Source organism: Mesorhizobium sp. BR1-1-2 (genome assembly GCF_020165435.1).
Taxonomy (GTDB): Bacteria; Pseudomonadota; Alphaproteobacteria; order Rhizobiales; family Rhizobiaceae; genus Mesorhizobium.
The window spans coordinates 585,232-608,038 of sequence record NZ_JAIUID010000002.1; the positions used below are offsets into that span (position 1 = coordinate 585,232).

21 protein-coding genes are annotated in these 22,807 nt (G+C 63.7%); 9 read left to right on the top strand and 12 right to left on the bottom strand.

The features are described 5' to 3' along the window. Window positions 1-19: 19 nt before the first annotated feature. Entirely contained in the window at window positions 20-679 is a 660-nt protein-coding gene (locus tag LB551_RS06260) for a TetR/AcrR family transcriptional regulator (protein ID WP_140549273.1), read from the bottom strand. A gap of 85 nt (window positions 680-764) precedes the next feature. Between LB551_RS06260 and LB551_RS06265 the strand changes: the two genes are divergently transcribed. The 3 genes from LB551_RS06265 (at window position 765) to LB551_RS06275 (ending at window position 2,783) form a co-directional block, all read left to right on the top strand. Next, window positions 765-1,229 (top strand): carboxymuconolactone decarboxylase family protein, encoded by a 465-nt coding sequence (locus tag LB551_RS06265; RefSeq protein WP_140549274.1) that lies wholly within the window; start codon window positions 765-767, stop codon window positions 1,227-1,229. A gap of 140 nt (window positions 1,230-1,369) precedes the next feature. Then, the gene (locus LB551_RS06270; RefSeq protein WP_140549398.1) at window positions 1,370-1,969 is read left to right on the top strand and encodes a YdeI/OmpD-associated family protein; all 600 of its coding nucleotides are present in this window, start codon (window positions 1,370-1,372) and stop codon (window positions 1,967-1,969) included. Window positions 1,970-2,174: 205 nt separating this feature from the next. Beyond that, window positions 2,175-2,783 carry a T6SS immunity protein Tdi1 domain-containing protein gene (locus tag LB551_RS06275; protein ID WP_140549275.1) on the top strand — a complete coding sequence of 203 codons (609 nt, stop codon included), beginning with the start codon at window positions 2,175-2,177 and terminating at the stop codon, window positions 2,781-2,783. 6 nt (window positions 2,784-2,789) lie between these two features. On the opposite strand, the gene LB551_RS06280 is transcribed toward LB551_RS06275, so the two are convergent. Together LB551_RS06280 and LB551_RS06285 are read right to left on the bottom strand one after the other, a co-directional pair. Beyond that, a complete protein-coding gene (locus tag LB551_RS06280) occupies window positions 2,790-3,239 on the bottom strand; it encodes a DNA polymerase III subunit chi (RefSeq protein ID WP_224658553.1) in 450 nt (149 codons plus the stop codon). Window positions 3,240-3,248: 9 nt separating this feature from the next. Then, a complete protein-coding gene (locus LB551_RS06285) occupies window positions 3,249-4,769 on the bottom strand; it encodes a leucyl aminopeptidase (protein ID WP_224658554.1) in 1,521 nt (506 codons plus the stop codon). 362 nt (window positions 4,770-5,131) lie between these two features. Between LB551_RS06285 and lptF the strand changes: the two genes are divergently transcribed. From lptF to rsmA, 6 genes are all read left to right on the top strand, one after another. After that, window positions 5,132-6,334: an LPS export ABC transporter permease LptF gene (gene lptF, locus LB551_RS06290; RefSeq protein ID WP_224658555.1), complete on the top strand. Its 1,203-nt coding sequence runs from the start codon at window positions 5,132-5,134 to the stop codon at window positions 6,332-6,334. Further along, window positions 6,331-7,416 carry an LPS export ABC transporter permease LptG gene (gene lptG, locus LB551_RS06295; RefSeq protein WP_181172376.1) on the top strand — a complete coding sequence of 362 codons (1,086 nt, stop codon included), beginning with the start codon at window positions 6,331-6,333 and terminating at the stop codon, window positions 7,414-7,416. Before lptF ends, lptG begins: the two co-directional genes overlap by 4 nt. Then, window positions 7,416-9,836 carry an LPS-assembly protein LptD gene (locus LB551_RS06300; protein ID WP_224658556.1) on the top strand — a complete coding sequence of 807 codons (2,421 nt, stop codon included), beginning with the start codon at window positions 7,416-7,418 and terminating at the stop codon, window positions 9,834-9,836. Before lptG ends, LB551_RS06300 begins: the two co-directional genes overlap by 1 nt. Window positions 9,837-9,927: 91 nt before the next feature. Further along, complete coding sequence (locus tag LB551_RS06305; protein ID WP_224658557.1) at window positions 9,928-10,860, top strand: SurA N-terminal domain-containing protein; 933 nt, start codon at window positions 9,928-9,930, stop codon at window positions 10,858-10,860. 13 nt (window positions 10,861-10,873) lie between these two features. Beyond that, entirely contained in the window at window positions 10,874-11,890 is a 1,017-nt protein-coding gene (gene pdxA / locus LB551_RS06310; protein ID WP_224658558.1) for a 4-hydroxythreonine-4-phosphate dehydrogenase PdxA, read from the top strand. A gap of 10 nt (window positions 11,891-11,900) precedes the next feature. Continuing rightward, the gene (gene rsmA, locus LB551_RS06315; protein ID WP_224658559.1) at window positions 11,901-12,737 is read left to right on the top strand and encodes a 16S rRNA (adenine(1518)-N(6)/adenine(1519)-N(6))-dimethyltransferase RsmA; all 837 of its coding nucleotides are present in this window, start codon (window positions 11,901-11,903) and stop codon (window positions 12,735-12,737) included. Between the two features lie 57 nt (window positions 12,738-12,794). Here rsmA and LB551_RS06320 read toward each other — a convergent pair whose 3' ends face one another. From LB551_RS06320 to fabG, 9 genes are all read right to left on the bottom strand, one after another. After that, the gene (locus tag LB551_RS06320) at window positions 12,795-15,044 is read right to left on the bottom strand and encodes a xanthine dehydrogenase family protein molybdopterin-binding subunit (protein ID WP_224658560.1); all 2,250 of its coding nucleotides are present in this window, start codon (window positions 15,042-15,044) and stop codon (window positions 12,795-12,797) included. Next, window positions 15,044-15,547 (bottom strand): (2Fe-2S)-binding protein, encoded by a 504-nt coding sequence (locus LB551_RS06325; protein WP_140494444.1) that lies wholly within the window; start codon window positions 15,545-15,547, stop codon window positions 15,044-15,046. Before LB551_RS06325 ends, LB551_RS06320 begins: the two co-directional genes overlap by 1 nt. After that, window positions 15,544-16,920 carry a c-type cytochrome gene (locus tag LB551_RS06330; RefSeq protein WP_224658561.1) on the bottom strand — a complete coding sequence of 459 codons (1,377 nt, stop codon included), beginning with the start codon at window positions 16,918-16,920 and terminating at the stop codon, window positions 15,544-15,546. The genes LB551_RS06325 and LB551_RS06330 overlap by 4 nt, the downstream gene beginning before the upstream one ends. Before the next feature lie 221 nt (window positions 16,921-17,141). Further along, window positions 17,142-17,798 carry a guanylate kinase gene (gene gmk / locus LB551_RS06335; protein ID WP_140494448.1) on the bottom strand — a complete coding sequence of 219 codons (657 nt, stop codon included), beginning with the start codon at window positions 17,796-17,798 and terminating at the stop codon, window positions 17,142-17,144. 3 nt (window positions 17,799-17,801) lie between these two features. Beyond that, entirely contained in the window at window positions 17,802-18,692 is an 891-nt protein-coding gene (locus LB551_RS06340) for a YicC/YloC family endoribonuclease (protein WP_224658562.1), read from the bottom strand. A 171-nt stretch (window positions 18,693-18,863) separates the two neighbouring features. Next, complete coding sequence (gene mltG / locus LB551_RS06345) at window positions 18,864-20,072, bottom strand: endolytic transglycosylase MltG (RefSeq protein ID WP_140494453.1); 1,209 nt, start codon at window positions 20,070-20,072, stop codon at window positions 18,864-18,866. Between the two features lie 102 nt (window positions 20,073-20,174). Beyond that, on the bottom strand, window positions 20,175-21,437 hold the full coding sequence (fabF, locus tag LB551_RS06350; protein ID WP_140494455.1) for a beta-ketoacyl-ACP synthase II: 1,263 nt from the start codon (window positions 21,435-21,437) through the stop codon (window positions 20,175-20,177). 34 nt (window positions 21,438-21,471) lie between these two features. Next, window positions 21,472-21,708, bottom strand: coding sequence for an acyl carrier protein (locus LB551_RS06355; protein WP_006203723.1), 237 nt, complete (start codon window positions 21,706-21,708; stop codon window positions 21,472-21,474). A 269-nt stretch (window positions 21,709-21,977) separates the two neighbouring features. Beyond that, window positions 21,978-22,715 carry a 3-oxoacyl-[acyl-carrier-protein] reductase gene (fabG, locus tag LB551_RS06360; RefSeq protein ID WP_140549287.1) on the bottom strand — a complete coding sequence of 246 codons (738 nt, stop codon included), beginning with the start codon at window positions 22,713-22,715 and terminating at the stop codon, window positions 21,978-21,980. Between the last annotated feature and the right edge of the window lie 92 nt (window positions 22,716-22,807).

Below are 22,807 nucleotides of genomic sequence, written 5' to 3' on the forward strand. Positions count from 1 at the left end.
ATCGGGCGTTGCCGGACAATCAGCCTGCATTGGCCCTGTCGCGCAGGCGCTCCATTTCGTCCAATAGCATGTCGAGGCCGAGTTCGAACGTCTTGTCGAAACCGCCGGTGCCGAAATAGGTCCCGGCCGCCATGACACTGGGGAAATCCTTCGCCAGTTGCTCGTCGTCGACGGTGGTCACCGCCGACGGGCCCTTGGCGTAGCCCGCGGTCTCGTCGAGGATTGCGCCCATGAGATAATAGCTGGCGGTGCGAAACAGCCTGGCACTGAGTTCCGGGCCGAAACCGCCAGCCTCGAACAGGCCGATGACGCCGTTCAGCATGGCCAGACAAGGCGGCGAATTCATCCGGTAGACGACAAGGAATGGTGCGAAGGCCGGGTGCTCCCTCGCAACACGGCGGAACTCATGCATGACCATCCTAATCCTGTCGCGCCAGGGCATGCTGTCGTCGGGGATAACCATCCCGCTGACCTGGCGATCGACCAACGCCTCGTAGAGGTGCGCTTGTGAGGGGAAGTGATGATAAATGCTCATCGCCTCGCAGCCGAGCACGGCGGCGAGCTTGCGCATCGAAAAACCGGAAAGACCCTCCTTCTCGATCACCTCGAAAGCGGCATCCTCGATCATCTCGCGGGACAGCCGTGCGCGTGCTCGCTTTTTTTTGATCGATGAGTCCATGGCCGCGCTTGACAACTTACAGCGTAAGGTTCATTTTTCATTTCACCTTACACAGTAAGGCTAACAAAGACCAGAGGAGGAAAACATGTCACACCATCGCATTGCCAAATCCGTGCATTCTTCCTTCCATCGTGCGTTGGCTCTAACCGCCGTGGCCTGCGTCCTCGCCGCGGCCCCTGCCTATGCCGATGACTACGATGCAACCATAAAGGACATCCAGTCGACCATGGGCGGCGTGCCGAGCTTTGTGAAGCAACTTCCCAAAGCGGGTCTGCCCGGCGCCTGGGCCGAGGTCAAGGCCATCGAACTCAGCGACAAGACGGCGCTGCCGCCAAAAGTAAAGTCATTGATTTCGCTGGCGGTGGCGGCGCAGATCCCGTGCAACTACTGCATCTGGTCGGACACGCAAGACGCCAAGCGCGCCGGCGCTACCGATGAGGAAATCCAGGAGGCGGTGGCGATGGCGGCGCTGACCCGCCATTGGAGCACCATCTTCAATGGCATGCAGGTCGATTTCGACACGTTCAAGAAGGAAATGGGCGGGCAATGAAACGACGCTGCGGTGGTCCGCGCCTGCGGGCCACCGCGGACCTGCCGTCATCCGGCAGCGCCGTCATCTTCGCCTTCGATTGTCATCCCGCGGGAAATGCCGCATTGAAAGTGCAATCGCAAGCATGGACGAGGCCGCAAATGGCGCCGGTCAAGGTCGACCCCGACAAGGTGCACGAATTCGAGGACGCCGAGAGCTTTTATACCTGGCTCGGCGAGCATCATGACAGGGAAACCGAGGTGTGGATCAAAATCCACAAGACCGGCTCGGGACTGAGGTCGATCTCGCCGAAGGAAGCGATCGACGTCGTGCTGTGCTGGGGCTGGATCGACGCGGTGCGCAAGGGGCTCGACGACAAGAGCTTCCTGCAGCGCTACACGCGGAGGACGAAGAAAAGCATCTGGAGCCAGATCAACATCGACAATGTCGCCCGGCTGATCGACGACGGCCGGATGACGCGGCATGGGCTGGCCGAGGTCGAGGCCGCCAAGGCCGATGGGCGCTGGGCGCGCGCCTATGCCAGTGGCAAGGACATGAAAATTCCCGATGACCTGCAGGCCGCGATCGACGCCGAGCCAGAGGCTCGGCAAATGCTCGAAAAACTCAGCGCGCAAAACCGCTTCGCGCTCGCCTTCCGTATCCACAACATGAAGACCGAAGCCGGGCGCAGGAAGAAGATCGAGACCTTTGTCGAGATGCTCAAGCGCGGCGAGACGATCCATCCGCAGGGGAAGAAGTAAGGCTGTTCATGTAACGAGCCGACAGGTTTCTTCCGGTTCAATGATCGCGATCCGCATTTACCATTCCGCCAACGGCCTCGCGCCATTTATATACAATCAGATCAGGAGCAATGCCCATCATTCGATCCCCGAATGCATCTGAAAGGCGCGCGTCGGATTGCCGTCAAAGCCAACCGCAAGTATACATGGGTTGGGGGACGATTTTATGAGCAACTCTCTTTGGAAGTTTATTTCTTCAATTCTGGGCGGCTTTCGTACTGCACGTGATCGGTCTGACGGCCGACGCAGCAACACAGGCGCGGCCCGAGCAACCGGCCTGGTCAGGTCGGCATGGCCTCGCGATCTCCAGCTTTTCTTTATCGAACCGTCGGGCAAGGATGTCGCGGAAGCGCTTGACGGCTGGACGTGGATCGGCCTGGACGGCCTGGAGCCGGCGGCCGTTTCAGCCTTTGGCGACATCTTCTTCCGCGCCGCTGATGGCTCGGTCCATCATCTCGACATGATCGAGGGGCGATTGTCCCCGATTTCCGCGAGTTGGGCGGAGTTTGCAGCACAGATGGAGGACGCCGGTCGCCGAGACGATCTGGTGTTGGCTGGTCTGGTGATCGCGGCGCGAAAAAGGGGAATGATCCTTGGCGCTGGCGAATGTTATGACTTTAAACAGCCGCCCGTGATTGGTGGTGAAATGAGCGTTGGGCAGATGGAAAAAACCTTCTTCGTCGTGAAGGTGCACATTGCGGGGCAAATTCACCGTCAGGTGAAGGATCTCCCGCCCGGCACGAAAATCAACAAGGTGACGATCAGCGACCGCTGACATCCCTCAAGCCTTGCGCTCCCAGCGGCGATCGGGCGTCTGCTGCCAGTAGGTCACCGCGTGGCCGGCGTCTTTCATCGTCTTCCAGTGTCCGCGGGCGGCCTCGACCTGGGCGGCATCATGGCCGTCGAACAGGAATACGGCGCGCTCGTAGCCGCCAAGGTCCGGCGGCGCCGCTCCGTCCACCAGGAAACGTATCTGCGCCGCGTTCGGGTTGCCTTCGGCGGTGGTTAAAAGGATCGGCTGCTCGGCGGGATAGGCTTCGCGGTCGGTGGCGTGCGCGAGGAAAGAATCGTCACGGAACGTCCACAGATGCTGGTCGAGCGCGTCGCGCCTCTCCTCGGTGCCGGTCTGCACCACGGCGCGCCAGCCGCGATCGACGCTGCGCTCAAGCAGGCCGGGTAGCGCATCCTCCAGCGTCGATTCGGTCAGGTGATAAAACAGCACGTCGGCCATGGGTCCCGATCAGCTCTCGTAGTGGTCGCGCACGAGCCGGTCGAGCAGCCGCACGCCAAAGCCGGAACCCCAGGACTGGTTGATTTCGTTCGACAGCGCCCCCATGGCGGTGCCGGCGATGTCGAGATGCGCCCAGGGCGTGTCCTTGACGAAGCGCTGCAAGAACTGCGCGGCGATGATGGCGCCGCCATAGCGGCCGCCGATGTTCTTCATGTCGGCATTCTTGGAATCGATCAGCTTGTCGTATTCGGGACCGAGCGGCATGCGCCACAGCCGCTCCTGCGTCGACTGCCCGGCTGTCGCCAGGCGTTCCGCCAGTTCGTCATTGTTGGAGAACAGGCCGGCGTAGTGCTGGCCGAGCGCGACCATGATCGCGCCGGTCAACGTCGCCAGGTTGACCATGAACTTCGGCTGGAAGCGGTCATTGCAGTACCAGAGCGCATCGGCCAGCACGAGGCGCCCTTCCGCATCCGTGTTGAGCACCTCGATGGTCTGGCCCGACATCGAGGTAACGATGTCGCCGGGACGCTGCGCGTGGCCGTCGACGGCGTTTTCCACCAGCCCGATGATGCCGACGACATTGGCCTTCGCCTTGCGGCCAGCGAGCGCATGCATCAGTCCCGTCACCGCCGCGGCGCCACCCATGTCGCCCTTCATGTCCTCCATGCCGGATGCCGGTTTCATCGAATTGCCGCCGGTGTCGAAGGTGACGCCCTTGCCGATGAAGGCGACCGGGCTGTCCTTGGCCTTGCCGCCGTTCCACTGCATGACGGCCATGCGGGCGCCGCGCGGCGAGCCTTGCGCGACGCCGAGCAGCGACCCCATGCCGAGTTTCTTCATTTCCTTCTCGGCCAGGATCTCGACCTTGACGCCGAGGGCCTCCAGTTCCTTGGCGCGGGCGGCAAACTCGACCGGTCCCAGGACGTTTGCCGGCTCGTTGACGAGGTCACGCGCCAAAAGCACGCCGTCGATCACCGCCTCGGTCTCGGCGAAGGCCTTCTTCGCACCCGCCGGATCGGCGGTGTGGATGGTTATCTTGGCCGGCTTTTTCGGCTCGGCCTTGTCGCCTTGGCCATCGTCCTTGTCTTTCCTGGTCTTGTACTTGTCGAAGGAATAGCTGCGCAGAAGAATACCGGCGGCAAGGCTGGCCGCCTGCGCACCGCTTGACGAGGCGCCGACCACGTCGAGCACCACCGCCACGTCAGTCGCCTTGCGCAGCGACCCCGCGATGGTGCCTCCAAGCTTCGTCCAGGCGTATTCGTCGAGCCCCGATACCTTGCCGGCGCCGACCGCGACCAGCCTGTCGAGCGAGCTTGCCTGCGGCGTCAGCACTTCCACCACGCTGGCAAACTTGGCCGTGAATTCGGCCACCGGGAAGGCCCGTTCCAGCGTCTTGCCGGGATCATACGCTGCGGCGGTTTCGCTCAGGCCGCCATCATCCGTCGCCAGCACGAAGACCGTCCCCTTCCTGTTCGCGGCGGTCTGCGGCGCGGCGAATTTTGCGAAGGCGATCGAGGGTCTCTGGTTCATCATGTCCTGCTTTCGGGGAATGCGCGGCTCGCGCGAAGCGGTTGGAAGCGATCCGCGACATTTGGTCGTTTTCCGGCATTTGGCAAGACTTTGCCAAACGGGCTCCCCATATGGCACATGAATCGACGGCGATTCGTCGCGGCACGGCTCCGCTTTTTGGCCGCAACCTGTTGTTAACCATCGATGTTCGCCCTTTCTTATCCAATCCCGCCGACACTCCGGCCCAACGTGGCGCGCGATATGGGACGGGAACCGGATCGTCTGCCTGACAGAGCCCGACGCAGCCAGTTGTGCGGGCGTCGCCGGACGGCTACCCTTATCCGGTGGCATGATGCCGTTCGAGAAAATTGAGAAAAGCCTTCATGAAGGTCGTTGAACGCTACATCATGCGCCGCGCTTTCGTGGTCTTTATTGCAGCGCTGGCCTGGACGCTGGCCATTGTCTGGACGACGCAGGTGCTGGCCAAGATCGACCTCGTCACCGACAGCGGGCAGTCGGCGCTGACCTTCTTCGAGGTCGCGGCCCTCATTCTTCCCTCGATCATTCCGATCGTGGTGCCCTTCGCGCTCGTGGTGGCGGTTGCCCAGACGCTCAGCGTCATGAATTCGGATTCGGAGCTCGCCGTCGTCAACGCAGCGGGCGCCTCGCGCTGGACCATCGTGCGGCCGATCATGATTCTCGCGGCCGCGGCCAGCGTCTTTTCCTTCGCCGTCGACAACGGCATCGACCCCTATGCGCGCCAGAAGAACCGGATGCTGGTGGCGGAGTCACGCGCGGATCTTCTGTCGCTGATCATCCAGGAAGGCACATTCCGCAAGATCGATGACGGGCTGTTCCTGCAGATAGGCGAGCGGCTCCCCGACAACCGGCTGGGCGGCATCTTCGTCGCGGATTCGCGCGAGGAAGGGGTCAACCTCGTTTATTATGCCAAGACCGGCAGCATCGTCGAACGCGGCGGCGAAAAGGTGCTGATGATGAATGACGGCGTCATCCATCGAAAGACCCTGACCGGCGACCTCTCGGTCATCCGCTTCACCTCCTATGCCTTCGACATGTCGGCCTTCATGGCGGCAGCGTCGGAGGTGACGCTGATGCCAAAAGACCAGACGACCCAGTACCTGCTCAACCCGAGTGCCAATGACAAGGTCTATCAGCAGCGCCCGAACGAATACCGGGCGGAGGTCGACCAGCGGTTCTCGGAATGGCTCTATTCCATGGTCTTCGCGCTGATCGCACTCGCGGTCGCCGGAGACGCACGCTCGCATCGCGAGGCGCGCGTCAATCCGCTGATCACGGCCATCGCGATATCGCTGTTCGTGCGCTGGATGGGCTTCTTCGCCGCCGGCAAGGCCGGCGAGGTCCCGCAATATGCGTATATGGTCTACGGCGTGCCGATCGTGTCGTCGGCGGTGGCAATCTGGTTCATCGCCTCCAACCGGACGATGGAATTGCCAGTGGCCTGGGCAGATTGGCTGACGAATCTCGCCAGTCGGATGGCCGACGCCTGGAATGCCGTCAAGCTGCGCCTGTCCAGGCGCAGCGCCTCGGGCCAGGGGGTCAGCTGATGGGCTGGACGCTGGGACGCTATTTCTTCTTCCGCTATGTCACCATCACCGTGTGGTTCTTCATCGGCCTGCTTGCGCTGGTGTTCCTGATCGATTTCACCGAGCTTTCCGGCCGCACGACCGGCCTGCCCGGCTTTACCTACGGAACGGCGGTGGCCATTTCCGGGCTCAGGATGCCGATGATCATGCTGCAGACCGTGCCGTTTGTCGGTCTCTTCTCGGCGATGGCGACGCTGGTCTCGCTCAACCGCAGGTATGAACTGGTCATAGCGCGCTCGGCCGGCGTTTCGGCCTGGCAGTTCCTTTTGCCTTGCTGCATCGGAGCGCTGTTGTTCGGCGTCCTGTCGGTCGGTCTCATCAACCCGCTCGCCGCGCACGCCTTTTCCTGGTCCGAACAGATCGAAACGCAGTTGCGCTCGGGCAAGTCGAACACGGTGTCGGCCGACGCCGCGCCCTGGATCCGGCAGAAAACCAGCTCCGGAGACACCATCATCGGAGCGCGCGCCATCCTCAACCAGGGCCTGGAGATGGCTGACGCGGTCTTTTTCATCCTCGACCCGCAAGGCGATATCGTCGAGCGCAAGGATGCCGCGCGCGCCTACCTGCGGGACGGCTACTGGGAATTGCAGGACGTCAAGACCTTCAAGAACGGCACCATCCAGCCTGCGGCAAACGATCGCGTGCCGACCAATCTGAAGCCGGAATTCGTGCAGGAGCGGCTGGCGCGCCCGGAGACCATTCCATTCTACGATCTGCCGGGAAAAATCGAGGTTGCCCGTTCCTTCGGCCTCAAGGCAAATGCCTTTGCCATGCAGTTCGATTCGCTGGTGGCGTTGCCGTTCCTGCTCGTCGCCATGACGCTGATTGCGGCAACAGTTTCAATGCGATTTGCGAGGATGGGGCAATCGGCAACGATGATTCTGGGTGGCGTCGTTGCCGGGTTTCTGCTTTATGTCGTTTCGGTGCTGGTGAAGGCATTCGGCGTGGCGGGGTTCGTGCCGACTGTCGTAGCTGCCTGGGTGCCGGTCGTGGTAGCTATGTTCTTCGGGGTGACTTTCCTGCTATACAAGGAAGACGGCTAGTGAGGGAGGCCTTTTTGCCCAGTAACAGGCAGGCCGGTTTGGCGCGCCTCTATGCGGCGACCGCCTTGGCATGCCTGTTTGCATGCGCGGTTCCGCTGCCTGCGTTCGCCCAGGACGTCGGCGACATGGCGACCAAGGTGCCGTCCGGCTCGCAGATGCTGCTGGCGGCCGATACGCTGGTCTACAACAACGACAACCAGACCGTGACCGCGGTCGGCGGCGTGCAGATCGACTATGGCGGCAACCGACTTGTCGCGCAGAAGGTCGAGTACAACCGCAACACCAAGCGCATGGTCGCAAGCGGCAATGTCGAGGTGATCAACAGCGACGGCACCAAGATCAATTCGGATCATATCGACATCACCGACGACTTTGCCGACGGTTTCGTCAACGCGCTCCGGGTCGAAACCATCGACAAGGCCTATTTCGCCGCCGAAAGCGCCGAACGCATGGGCGGCGTGTTGACCACTTTCCACAATGGCGTCTACACCGCCTGCGAACCGTGCGAGGACAAGCCCGACAAGGCGCCGACCTGGCGCGTGAAGGCCAGGAAGATCATCTGGAACGGCGAGAAGAAGACGGTCCGCTTCGAGAATGCGAATTTCGAATTCTTCGGCTTCCCGCTCGCCTACCTGCCGGCGTTCGAGATCGCCGATCCGACGGTAAAGCGCAAGAGCGGCTTCCTGATCCCCGGCATCGTCTTCAAAAGCGATCTGGGCGTCGGGGTGAAGGTCCCCTACTATTTCGCGCTCTCACCGACTTACGACCTGACCGTCACCGGCACCGGCTTCACCAAGCAAGGCTTTCTCGGTGAGGCCGAATGGCGCCAACGCTTCAACAATGGCGAATACAGCCTGAAGATCGCGGGCATTCAGCAGCGGGATCCCGACGCCTTCATCGACGCTGCCGGACGAAATGTCGATTCGGGCGAGGCGGGCGATCCGAACAAATTCCGCGGCATGATGGGCACACAGGGGCAGTTCGCCATCAATGCGCGCTGGAATTTCGGCTGGGACGTGCTGCTGCAGACCGACAAGAACTTCTCGAACACCTACGCCATCGACAAATATAACGGGTCCGTTCACCAGTCGTCGGTTTACCTGACCGGCCTCGATGGCCGCAATTATTTCGACCTGCGCGCAATGCATTTCGAGGTGCAGGAAGACGCGCTCGACAGCAACCCCGCTGCGCGAAGCGGCCAGCAGCCCTGGGTGCTGCCCTCGCTCGACTACGCCTACATTCCGGATACGTCGGTCGCAGGCGGCCAGTTGTCGTTCAATGTCAATTCGCGCGTCATCCGCCGCGATGACCTCGACGAGACCTTTTTTACCCCCTACTTCCCCCCTTCAGGCACACAGCGCGTGCGCGGCATCGAGGGCGAATCTGGACGTCTCACCGCCGAGGCCGAATGGAAGCGGTCGTATGTCACCGATGACGGACTAGTGCTGACGCCGCTGCTGGCGCTCCAGGGCGATGTCGACTACCTCCGCGCGTCCTCGGCTTCGCTCAATGCCGTCAACGAAATGGCCGCCAACCTGGGCGAGCAGGACGATATGCGTTCCTCGTTCGCCCGGTACATGGCAACCGCCGGACTCGAGATGCGCTGGCCGCTGCTGTTTTCCATGGCCAGCGGCTCCAGTCATGTGTTCGAGCCGATGGCGCAGGTGTTCTTGCGTCCGAACGAACAATATGTCGGCGGCCTCGCCGTTCCGAACGAAGACGCGCAGAGCATGGTTTTCGATGCGACGACGCTGTTCGAACGCGACAAGTTCTCCGGCTATGACCGTATCGAGGGCGGCTCGCGCGCCAATGTCGGCCTTCGCTATTCCGGCTCCTACATCAACGGCTGGGGCACCAACGCCATTTTCGGCCAATCCTACCAGATTGGCGGCGAGAACTCCTTCGACGCGCCGGACCTGGTCAATGTCGGCGCCTATTCGGGCCTCGAAAACACCAAGTCCGACTATGTCGGCCTATTTGGCGTCAGCAGCCCGAACGGGTTCGCCGCCTCGGTCAGCGGCCGTTTCGACGAGCAGAGCTTCGATATCCGCCGCGCCGAGGTAAAGGCCGCCTATTCCGGCCTGCCGGTGTCGCTGAGCGCCAAATACGCCTTCATCCAGGCTCAACCGCTCTATGGCTTCACCACCGACCGCCACGAGGTGACGCTCGGCGCGTCCACGCATCTTGCCGAGAACTGGCGCGTGTTCGGGACGGGAACCTATGACCTGCAGCAAAGCCTGCTGGTCAAGGACGGGGTCGGTTTCGCCTATAATGATTCCTGCTTCACCTATCTGATGACGTACTCGCAGTCGCGCGACCTGAACACCAGGGAGGTGACGCAGAGCATCGGCTTCAACCTGTCGTTCCGCACCCTCGGCGATTTCGGATCGTCGAGCAGCGCCGTCGACACCATCCAGTAGCCCGCGACATCGTTTCGCCGCATAGGGCTGGCAGGGACTTCACAAACCCCGAAGAAGGAATGAAGTTGGGCGGAGCTGGGACAGAATTGGGATGTTTGCGATGAGGAAATACCTCTTTTCAGCAGGGTTGGCGCTGCTTGTGGTGGCGACATCCGTGTCGATGACCGTCATCACGCCGCCGGCTTTCGCCAGCGAGATCAAGTACGTCGTCAACGACATACCGATCACCAGCGGCGACATCGCGCATCGCGCCGCCTTCCTCAAGCTTCAGCGCAAGAAGGGTGACGCCGGCCAGGAGATGATCGATCAGACCTTGCGCATGGCCGAAGCCAGACGGCTTGGGATCCGCATCAGCGACGCGCAGGTCGAGGCTGCGTACCAGCGCTTTGCCTCGAGCAACAAGATGCAGCTCAGCCAGCTCGACGGCGTCATGGAAAAGTCCGGCGTCAGCAAGAGCCATTTCAAGGAGTTCATCCGCGCCCAGATGGCCTGGAATCAGGCCTTGAGCGCACGGTATCGTTCCGGCGAGGGCGGCAGCGTAACCGAGCAGGACGCGGTCAGGCGCATGCTCGACAAGGGCGGCTCCAAGCCGAGTGCCACTGAATACATGCTCCAGCAGGTCATCTTCGTCGTGCCGGCGGCCGAACGCAGCGCGACGCTGGGCAAGCGCAAGCGCGAGGCCGACGCCATGCGCGCCCGCTTCAACGGCTGCAACACGACGCGGCAGTTCGCCAAGGGCCTGATCGACGTCACGGTTCGGGATCTCGGCCGGGTGCTGGCGCCGCAACTGCCGCCGGACTGGGCCGAGCAGATCAAGGCCACCAAGGTTGGCGGCGCCACGCCTACCCGCGAAACGGAGCGCGGTGTCGAGTTCATCGGCATCTGTTCGTCGCGTGAGGTGTCCGACGACAAGGTCGCCCAGATGGTGTTCCAGAGCGAAGGCTCCAACGACAAGGCGGCCGACGATCTCAGCAAGAAATATGTCGACGAGCTGAAGGCAAAAGCCCGCATCGTCAAGCGCTGAGGTGGACAGGGCGATGCGCGCGCTGGCGTTGAGCGTCGGCGATCCTTCCGGCATCGGGCCGGAAATCGCGATTGCCGCGTTTCTGGCGCGTGCCGCCGCGGCCCTTCCGCCCTTCTACCTGCTCGCCGATCCCACGCTGATCGCCTCGCGGGCGCGCCGCCTCGGCGTCTCGCTGCCTATCGAGGAAACGACGCCGGCGCGGGCAACCGAGGTCTTTGGCCACGCCCTGCCGATCGTTACGCTGGCTGCCCGCTTCATCGACAGCCCCGGCCAGCCGGATCCGGCCAATGCGGCGGGCATCATCGAAGCGATCGATCGGGCGGTGGCCGCCAGCCTCGCCGGCGACGCCGCGGCCATCGTCACCTGCCCGATCGCTAAGAAGCCGCTCTACGACGCCGGCTTCCGTTTTCCCGGCCACACCGAATATCTGGCGCATCTGGCGGCGCGGCACAGCGGCTTGGAAGCGATGCCGGTGATGATGCTGGCAGGCCCCGACCTGCGCACCGTTCCCGTCACCATCCACATCGCGTTGGCCGAGGTGCCGAAGGCGTTGACCACCGACCTGATCCTGGCCACGACGCGGGTCACCGCCGCCGACCTCAGGGACCGCTTTGGCATCGCCAACCCGCGGCTCGCCATCGCCGGCCTCAATCCGCATGCGGGCGAGGACGGTTCCATGGGCCTGGAGGACCAGCGCATCATCCGACCGGCAATCGAGATCCTGCGAGCCGAAGGCATCGACGCGTTCGGGCCGTTGCCAGCGGATACCTTGTTCCATGCCCGGGCCCGGGCCGGCTACGACGTGGCGCTGTGCATGTATCACGACCAGGCGTTGATACCGGCCAAGGCGCTGGCCTTCGACGAAGCGGTCAATGTCACGCTCGGCCTGCCCTTCATCCGCACGTCGCCCGACCACGGCACCGCCTTCGACATCGCCGGCAAGGGCATCGCCCGGCCCGACAGCCTGATGGCGGCGCTGCGGCTTGCACGGCAGCTGGCCGACACCGAGGCCAGGCTTGTCACGCAATGAGGCTCAAGCCATGAGCATGGATGGGCTGTCGCCGCTGCGCGAGGTCATCGAGCGCCACGGTTTGCAGGCAAAGAAGGTACTGGGCCAAAATTTTCTGCTCGACCTCAACCTGACCGGCAAGATTGCGCGCGCCGCCGGCAATTTGGCGGAGACGACCGTAATCGAGGTCGGCCCCGGGCCTGGCGGGTTGACAAGAGCCCTGCTTTTCAACGGCGCGCGCAAGGTCGTCGCCATCGAGCGCGACGAACGCTGCCTGGCGGCCCTCGCCGAGATATCGGCCCACTATCCCGGCCGGCTGGAGGTCGTTTCGGGCGACGCTCTGAAGATCGACTTCCCGACGCTTGCCGCGACCGCCGGAGACGGCGGGCCGGTCAGGATCGTTGCCAACCTGCCCTACAATATCGGCACGGAACTGCTGGTCCGCTGGCTGACCGTCGCGGAGTGGCCTCCCTTCTATGCCTCGATGACCCTGATGTTCCAGCGCGAGGTGGCCCAGCGTATCGTCGCCGCGCCTGGCAGCGAGGCTTATGGCCGGCTCGGCGTGCTGGCGGGGTGGCGCACGCAGGCCAGGATAGCGTTCGACGTGCCACCCCAGGCGTTCACACCGCCGCCCAAGGTGACCTCTTCCGTCGTGCATCTCGAGCCGCGCGCGACGCCGCTATGCGCCGACGTGAAAAAACTCGGCCGCGTCACGGAAGCCGCCTTCGGCCAGCGCCGAAAGATGCTGCGGCAGAGCGTTAAGAGCCTCGGCGGCGAGGCCCTGCTCGAACGCGCCGGGATAGACCCGACCCGGCGCGCCGAGACGCTCGATGTCGAGGAGTTCGTGCGGCTGACCAATGCGGTGTAGTGCCGCCGGCCGTCGAAGCGCGGCGAAATCTGATCCTTGTCGAGCGCATGCTTCGAACTACACGCCCAACACCGCTTTGACGCGCTCGCGCGTGTAGGGCAGGTCATAAATGCGTTTTCCCGCCGCATGGCGGAAGGCGTTGGCGATCGCGCCGGCGGTCGGGCCTTGCGCTGCTTCCGCGACGCCGAGATAGGGCGTGCCGGGATTGTCGACGACATGCACTTCCACGCTGTCGGGAACGGCGCTGAAGCGCAGGATCGGATAGGCCGACCAATCCGCGCTCAGGATGCGGGTGTCGTCGAAATGGACGGCCTCGTAGAGCGTCCAGCTCATTGACTGCAGGATACCGCCTTCGGTCTGGTTGACGATCGAATCCGGCGCCACCGCTTCGCCGCAGTCGACTGCCGAGACCACATGCGAGATGGCGATGGCGCCGCTGTCGCGATCGACCTCCGCTTCAAGCGCGACTGCGAGATAGGCGGCGTGGTTCTTGTACTTGGCGAAGGCGAACCCCCGGCCGCGGCCCTCCGGCATAGGATCATTGCTCCAGCCGAATTTTTGCGCCGCAACCTCGATCACCTTCCTGGCGCGCGGGTCCTTCATGTGCCTCAACCGGTATTCCACCGGGTCGGCGCCGGCCGCGAGCGCGAGCTCGTCCATGAAGCTTTCGATCGAGAAGACGTTGCAGTAGGCGCCGAGGCCGCGCAGCGACGAGACGCGCACCGGCATGTCGGCGACGAAATGCCAGTTCACCCGCTGGTTCGCCACGTCGTAGAGCGGGATGGCATTGCGGTCGCCATTGCCGAGCGGCGAGATCTGCAGCTTGGCCGGATCAGGCGGGAAATGCTTCGCCATCAGCCGGCCGGCAATCAGCGAACCTGCCGTTCCCGGCCGGGTGCCGTGACTGTTGCTCCACAGATCATAGTGCCAGTTGACGATCTTGCCGCCGGCGTCCAGCATTGCGCTGGCGCGCGTCAGCATGCCAGGGCCATAAGGCTCCCACAAATGCTCCTGATCGCGCATCCACTGCACGCGCACCGGCGTGCCGGGTAGCGCCTGCGCGATCAGTGCGGCGTCGGCCGCCGCGTCGTCGGCGCCATTGTGGCCGTAGCAGCCTGATCCCTCGGTGTGGATGCAGCGCACCTTTTCCGGCCCCACGCCGAGCATCTCGGCGATCGCCTTGCGGTCTGGATAGACGCCTTGAGTATGCGTCCACACCGTGATCAGGCCCTTGTCTAACAGGGCAACGGCAGCGGACGGGCCGATCGACCCATGCATCTGGTAGGCGCGGGTGAACTGCGCCTGCAACGTCTTTGCGCCGGCTGCCGTTTCCGCGCCGACCGAGGTCACGGTGCCGACCTCGGCGACCGAGCGCTCGAGGAAGGCGGGGATATTGTCCTGGTCCGGCAAGACCGGCTGCTCCTGCCACTTCGCCTTGGCGGCCATGGCGCGCATGGCCTGGACCGCCTGGAATTCCTGCCTGGCCACCACGGCCAGGAAGTCGCCGTCGCGGATCACCGCCACCACGCCCGGCATCGTCTTGATGGCGGCCTCGTCGACGCTGACGAGCTTGGCCGAATAGCTTGGTGGGCGAACGACGCGGGCATGCACCATGCCGGGAAGCCGCATGTCCTGCACATAGGCCTCGCCGCCCGTCACCTTGGCCGGAATATCGACGCGGGCGAACGGCTTGCCGATCGCGTGATAGCTGTCCGGCGATTTCAGCGCCGTATCGGCCGATGCGTCCACATGCAGCAAATCCGCCACCACGAGTTCGCCATAGCCCACGGACTTCCCGTCCGGCCCGGTGATCCTGCCGCTTGCCGCCTTGAGCTGGTCGGCCGGAATGCCGAGCTTCTCGCTGGCCTTGGCGACCAGGATCTGGCGCACCTGCGCCGAGGCGTAGCGTATGGCGGTGCCGCTGTTCTGGATCGTCTGGCTGCCGGCGGTATAGCCCTCGTTCGGCGTGAGCGCGGTATCGGCGGTGATGAGCTTGATGGAAGCCGGCTCGACCTCCAGTTCTTCGGCGGCGATCTGGCGCAGCGACGTCCTGGTGCCCTGGCCGAGCTCGGCCTTGCCGGTGAAGACGGTGATCGAACCATCGGCATCCAACCTGATCCAGGCGTCCAGCGAGGGGGTATCGGCAAGGCTGCCCGGCAGTTTCTTGGCCGGGGCCGGCGGCGCGGGCGTTTGCGCCGAGGGCGCGGCCTCCTGAGCCTGCACGGGGATGGTGAAGGACACGACCAGCGCGCCGGTTCCGGCGAGAAAACCGCGTCGTGTCAGCTCGGGAAAGGTTGGCGCGTTCATCATGCCCTCCCCGCGGCCGCGGCCGGCGCCAAGCCGGCCGATTTCGATTTCATCAGGTCGCGCGCGCGGCTCACTGCCCGCAGGATGCGCATATGCGTGCCACAGCGGCAGAGGTTGGGTTCCAGCGCCTGCCTGATATCGGCGTCACCGGCATCGGGTTTGGCCTCGAGCAGCGCCTGCGCCCGCATCATCATGCCGGCGATGCAATAACCGCATTGCGCCGCCTGCTCCTCGATGAAAGCTTTCTGCATAGGGCCGGGGTTCTCGATCGTGCCCAAACCCTCGACCGTCTTGACCTCGCGGCCTTCCACCAGCATCGCTGGCGTCAGGCAGGAGAAGACGGGCTTGCCGTCGACCATCACCGTGCAGGCGCCGCATTGGCCAAGGCCGCAGCCGAACTTGGCGCCGTTCAGCTTCAAATCGTTGCGCAGCACGTAAAGCAGCGGCGTCGCGGGATCGACGTCGACGTCGTGGGAGATGCCGTTGACGTTGAGATTGATCATCTGTCCTTCGCTCCTACATTGTCCGGGCCGCGCTCGATGCCGTCCGATGGCCGGACGCTGACCTGGTATTTTCCGCTCCTGGTGTCGGCGATCCTGGCCGCCGCATCCTGCCAGGCCGGCTTGCCGGCAAAGGCATCGCGCAGATAGGCCAGCAAGTCGTTCACCTGGTCGTCCTTCAGCGTCGCCGCGAATCCCGGCATGATCGCGCTCGGGCGTCCACCCGCCGCCGGCAGGCCGAACAGTACGGTGTTGATGACGTTCTGCGGATCTGGCGCGTTGACCGCGCTCGACAGATGGAAATTGATACCGCCAAAAGGCGGCGGACGGCTGCCGTCGTGGCAGGTGGCGCATGCTGCCTGGTAAATGACGGCTCCACGCGCCGCCGGCGTATCGGCGGATGTCGGCACCACGGCGGCGGTCGACGCCGGGTCGGCCGCGGCGCGGCCGCGGATAGCCTGCGCGGCTGCCGTCCGTTCGGCGGATGGTTCGCCCATGAGCGACATGACGTAAGTGGCCATGGCGTCGATGTCGGCATCGGGAAGCCGGCCGAGATTGCCCGTCACTTCGCCCATCGGGCCATTGGCGACGCCGTGGTCGGCATGCCAGCCTTGCCTGAGATAGGCAAACAGGCTGTCATGCGTCCATGGTATCGGCGCCGGTGAAGTGCCGTCGAGCGCAAATGCCGTCCAGCCTTCCGCCTCGCCGCCGGCCATGTGCGAACCCTTCTCTTCCGCGCCGAACCGATTGCGCGGCGTGTGGCAGGCGCCGCAATGGCCGAGCCCATTGACCAGATAGGCGCCGCGGTTCCACTGCGCGCTTTGCGAAGCATCGTTTTGATAGGCGCCCCTGTCGAAGAACAGCAGCTTCCAGCCGGCCAGCACGAGGCGCATATCGAGCGGGAAAGGCAGCTCGTTCGGAGGCGGCCGGTTGTTCACCGGCTGGCGCGTCATCAGATAGGCGTAGAGCGCGCGGTTGTCCTCATCGGAGACACGCGTGAAATGATCGAATGGGAAGGCCGGGTAGAGATGCCTGCCCTCGCGGTCGACGCCTTCGCGCATGGCGCGGTTGAAGGCTGCCTGCGACCAGCGGCCGATACCGGTCTGCGGATCTGGCGTGATGTTGGTCGAATAGATGGTGCCGAACGGCGTCGGCACGGCGAGCCCGCCGGCAAATGACTTTTCACCGGGCCTGGTGTGGCAGGAGGTGCAATTGCCGACCGAGGCCAGCACAGCGCCTTTCTCGATCAACGCCGGGTCGAACGACGATCGTTGCGGCGGCTCGACAGGATCGATCGCCGGCTTCCACGCATAGGCGAAAAATCCGGCGCCGCAGACAATGACGATGACAAGAACGCCCAGCCAGAAGCGTTTCAATATCTGCTCTCCCTCATGGCTACGATGGGACGCCGCCGAACCGGCCGTTACCGACCACGCGCGCGCTCTCGTGCCGGAGAAACTAGGGGCGTTGCCCTCTTCGTCAATTGTCTGATTTATGTCGCCGCAATGCGCATCTTGCAGGCGCGACCATCTCGAGCACATCGGACTTGTCGGCCTTCGGCCTGTCCGCCGGCCCATCTTATGGGCAGAGGAAAGTGCTAGCTCGTCTTCTCGTCCAACAGTCCCGAGACGAAATCGAAGAGCCCGGGCCGACGATCGCGCCGCAACCGCTCAGCGACAACGATGCCGCGCACTTCGGCGAAGGCGCGATCGAGATCATCGTTGACGATGACGAAATCATATTCCTTCCAGTGCTCGATCTCGTTGCGCGCGTTCTTCAGCCGCGTCTCGATCACCGCCTCCTGGTCCTCGGCGCGGCGCTTCAGCCTTGCCTTCAACTCCTTCATCGACGGCGGCAGGATGAAGATCGAGACGATGTCGGCGCGCATCTTCTCCTTGAGCTGCTGGGCACCTTGCCAATCGATGTCGAACAGCATGTCGCGCCCTTGAGCCAGCGCCAGTTCCGCAGGTTCGCGCGGTGTCGCATAGCAATTGCCATGCACCTCCGCCCATTCGAGCAGGGCGTCCGAATCGCGCAGCCGCTCGAACTCGCGCATGGTGCGGAAATGATAGTGAACGCCTTCGATCTCCGAGCCGCGGCGCGGCCTGGTGGTGACGGAGACCGACAGTTCGAGGCTGGAATCGCTTTCCAGAAGGTTGCGCGCAATCGTCGACTTGCCGGCGCCCGACGGCGACGACAGCACGAGCATCAGCCCCCGGCGGCGAATGCGGGACCCCAAATCCCTGGCGACCATCGGCTACTCCAGATTCTGGACCTGTTCACGGAATTGATCGACCACGGCCTTCAGTTCCAGTCCGATGGCGGTGACCGCGGCGGCGTTCGATTTCGAGCACAGCGTATTCGATTCGCGGTTAAATTCCTGTGCCAGAAAATCGAGCTTGCGGCCGACGGCGCCGCCGCCGGAAAGCAATGCCCGACCCGACGCCACATGCGTCTTCAAGCGGTCGATCTCCTCGCGAATGTCGGCCTTGGTGGCGAGGAAGGCGGCTTCCTGGTGCAAGCGGCCGGCATCGAGGTTGGCCGAAGCATCCATCAAGAGCCGCACCTGTTCGGCGAGGCGCTCGCGGATGGCCGCCGGTTCGCGCGACGGATCCGCTTCGGCGCCCAGCGTCAGCGCTTCGATGGCGTCGATATGGCCCAGCAGAAGCGTGCCAAGTGCCGCGCCCTCACCCTGGCGGGACCGCTCCAGCCCCTCCAGCGCCGCCTCAAGGGCCGCCATGACGGCGTTGTCGAGCGCTGTCCTTACATCCTCGGTTTCGGTGGTCTCGGGAATTTCGAGCACGCCGCGCAGCGACAACAGTCCGTCGGCGGTCGCAGGAGCAACACCAAATTGTTCCACGATCCGCTTGGCGAGCCCGGCCAGGTCCTTGAGGAAGGCCTCGTTGACAACGGGCTGGGACTGCATTCCGACGGCGCGCGTGATGGTCAGCGTCGCCTGAAAATTGCCGCGCGCGAAACGTTTCTGAAGCGTCTGCCTGATGGCCGGCTCCAGCCGCTCAAAACCCTGCGGCAGCCGCAGCCGCACCTCGACGCTCTTGCCGTTGACGGATTTGACCTCCCAGGCAATCGAGGTGCCGTCATGTTCGGCGACAGCGCGCGCAAACCCGGTCATGCTCTGCAAATTCATCGTGCCTGCATACCCCCTGGCGCGTACTGCGGATACTGCTTGATCCGGCTTCGCGCACCTTCAGAAAGCCGAAATGCCCGCCTGCCAACCGGCTTACGAGGCGCCCTGACAAAATCCAACGTTCCTGCCTTCAACCGATAGCATGGACGAGCTGGAAAACATCGTGCGCCGCTACTGGGCCGCCCCCGCGTCGCCGTCAATGGGAGCGTCGGTCTGCCCCTCCACCTTGGCATCAGCCTTGGCCGCGTCGTCGACCTGCTTCTTCTGCTGGGCTCGATAGCGCGCGACGTTCTCATTGTGCTCGTTAAGCGTGGCGGCGAAGACGTGTCCGCCAGTGCCGTCGGCAACGAAATAGAGGTCGTCGGTCTTTGATGGATTGGCTACCGCCTCCAGCGCCGCACGGCCGGGATTGGCGATCGGCGTCGGCGGCAGGCCGTTGATCACATATGTGTTGTAGGGCGTCGGCTTCTGGATGTCCGACTGATAGATCGGCCGGTCGGCGGGTTTGCCCTTGCCGCCGAACAGACCGTAGATGATGGTCGGATCGGATTGCAGGCGCATGCCTTTGGCCAGCCGGTTCAGGAAGACCGCGGCGACGCGCGAACGCTCATCACCCTTGCCTGTTTCCTTCTCGACGATCGAGGCCAGCGTGACGAACTCGTCAATGCTGGCGAGCGGCAGGTCGGCGGCGCGCCGCTGCCAGACCTCCTCGACCAGCTTCTTCTGGTCGGCCAGCAGCTTGTCGATCATCTGCTGGCGCGTGGCGCCGCGCGTGAAGCGCAGCGTATCGGTGGCGAGGCTGCCCTCTGGAGGCACGGTGGCCGGCATGTCGCCGCTCAAGGCGGGCTCGCCTGCGATGCGCGCCAGCGCCTGCTCGACGGTCAGCCCTTCGGGAATGGTCAGCGAGTACATGACCGACTTGCCGCTCTTCAGCAATTCCATGATGTCGCGCATGGACGCCCTGGGTTTGATCTCGTATTCGCCGGCCTTCAGCGCGGAATCATTGCCGAAGGCGCGCACGCCAAGACGGAATATGCGGGCGTCGCTGATCAGGCCGCGCCGCTCGAGCTGGTCGGCGATATCCTGTACGCCGGTGTTCGGCTTGACCAGGAAGGTGTCGCCATTGGCCGATGGGCCGGGCTCGGTGAATTCCTGCTTGCCGAAGTAAAGCGCGATACCCGCCGCCAGAACCATCAGCATCACCAAGGAGATGACGAAGTTCATGAACACGACGACCTGACTGCGCGAAGCACGCGAGCGCTTCGGCGGCGGCGTGCCGGCCTCCGGCCGCAAGGCTTCGGCGGCTGTCTTGGGCACGATCGGTCCCGATGTCGCCTGCCCTTGCCCGAACTCTCCGTTGCCGGCCGGATTTGTGTTCATTTCGCCCTACCGTTTGATCTCTCAACGAATCCCCTGCGGCAGAGTAGGGGCGAATATGGCAAAATTGACGACACGCCGAGGCGCCGTCCGGCAGGCGGACGGTCAGCCATTGTAGCGCTGAAAGACCAGCGAAGCGTTGGTGCCGCCGAAGCCGAAGGAATTGGACAACGCCACGTCGATCTGGCGGGCACGCGGTTTGTTCGGCACCAGGTCGATCGCGGTCTCACGTTCCGGATTGTCAAGGTTGATGGTTGCCGGCGCGATGTTGTCGCGGATGGCGAGGATCGAAAAGATCGCTTCGGCAGCCCCTGCCGCGCCGAGGAGATGGCCGATCGACGACTTGGTCGACGACATCGAAATCTTCGATGCGGCGTTGCCGACCAGCCGCTCGACGGCGCCGAGCTCGATCGTGTCGGCCATGGTCGAAGTGCCGTGCGCGTTGATGTAATCGACATCGGCGGGCGTCAGCTTTGCCCGGTTCAACGCCGCCGTCATGCAACGGAATGCGCCGTCGCCGTCTTCAGCCGGTGCGGTGATGTGATAGGCGTCGCCGGTCAGGCCGTAGCCGGTCACCTCCGCATAGATTTTCGCGCCGCGTGCCTTGGCATGCTCGAGTTCCTCAAGCACGACGACGCCGGCGCCCTCGCCCATGACGAAGCCGTCGCGATCACGGTCATAGGGCCGCGACGCCGTTTGCGGCGCGTCGTTGCGCTCGGTCGAGAGCGCGCGGCAGGCAGCGAAGCCAGCGATAGACAGTCGCGTCACGGGCGCTTCGGCGCCGCCGGCGACCATCACGTCGGCATCGCCCCAGATGATCAGCCGGGCAGCGTCGCCGATGGCATGCGCGCCGGTCGAGCAAGCAGTGACGACGGCATGATTGGGACCTTTCAGCCCATGCCGGATCGAAACCTGGCCGGAGACGAGATTGATGATCTGGCCGGGGATGAAGAAAGGGCTGATGCGACGCGGCCCGCGCTCCTTCAGGATCATCGCATTCTCGGCGATGCCTTCGATGCCGCCAATGCCCGAACCGATCAGGACGCCGGTGGCGCACTGTTCGGCATGGGTCTTCGGCTGCCAGCCGGAATCCTTCAGCGCCTCGTCGGCGGCTGCGATCCCGTACAGGATGAAGTCGCCGATCTTGCGCAGTTCCTTCGGCTCGAGCACCGCCTCGGGATTGAAGGTGGCGTTGCTGCCGTCACCACGCGGAACGACATGGGCGATCTTGCAGGCAAGATCCTCCACCTCGAACTCGGTGATGCGCTTGGCGGCGCTGCGGCCGGTCAGAAGTTCCTTCCAGCTGTGCTCGAAGCCCATGCCGAACGGCGACAGCAACCCAAGGCCCGTGACGACGACACGCCTCATCGCAGGTCCTCCCCGGTGATGACTGCGGAAAGCGTCAGGCCGAAGCCTTGTCGATGTACTTCACGGCATCGCCCACCGTCAGGATGGTTTCAGCCGCGTCGTCGGGGATCTCGACGCCGAATTCTTCTTCGAACGCCATGACGAGTTCGACCGTGTCGAGACTGTCGGCGCCCAGATCATCGATGAAGCTCGCCTGCTCCGTCACCTTGTCGGCGTCGACGCCCAGGTGCTCGATGACAATCTTCTTGACGCGCTCTGCGGTGTCACTCATTTGGGGCATCCTCGTCTTTTGGTTGTCTGTCTTCGTTAGCGGGCGGAATGCCGCTAATCAAGCTGAAAGATGGTCCCGCCGGAAACGCAATGGCCGCAGACCGGTTTTTGCCCGAACCGCCGGGTTGCGGGCCGCATTACACGAAAAATCGTGGGCGTCCAAGCCGAAATGGTCGCTTTTCACAGCCCGCCCGAGCGTTGCCTGTCGCCGTCTCAAAGCCACCGCGAATGCCCGGGCCCGGCCCGAAATGCATGCTTTGGCCGACCCGATCAGATCATCGCCATACCGCCGTTCACATGGATGGTTTGGCCGGTGACGTAGCCGGCCTCGTTGGAGGCAAGGTAGGCGACGGCGGACGCCACTTCGGCGCTGGTGCCCATGCGGCGCGTCGGGATAGCGGCCATGATCGCCTCCTTCTGCTTGTCGTTGAGCTTGTCGGTCATCGCCGATTCGATGAAGCCCGGGGCGACACAGTTGACGGTTATGCTGCGGGTGGCGATCTCCTGCGCCAGCGATTTGGAAAAGCCGATCATGCCGGCCTTGGAGGCGCAGTAGTTGGTCTGGCCGGGATTGCCGGTGACGCCGACCACCGAGGTAATGTTGATGATGCGGCCGTGGCGGCGGCGCATCATCGGATGGGTCAACTCACGCGTCAGCCTGAACACGGCCGTCAGGTTGACTTCGAGCACACTGTCCCAGTCGGCGTCCGACATGCGCACGAACAGTCCATCCTTGGTGATGCCGGCATTGTTGACCAGGATGTCGACGCCCTCGAGATCGGCCTCCGCTTTCTGGCCGAGCGCCTTGACCTCGTCGCGGTTCGACAGGTCGGCCGGAAACAGCTTCACCCGGTCGCCAAGTTCGGCGGCCAGCGCCTCCAGTTTCTCGATGCGCGTGCCGTGCAGGCCGACGACGGCGCCCTGCGCATGCAACACCCTGGCGATCGCCTCGCCGATGCCTCCCGACGCGCCGGTGACAAGTGCCTTGCGGCCGGTCAGTTCGAACATGTGTTTTCCTCTTTGGTTTCGGAAGCTCAGCGAGCAACCTTATCTGTATACGTCGTGCCGGTGTCCGATTGCCATCATCAACGGAATATCTT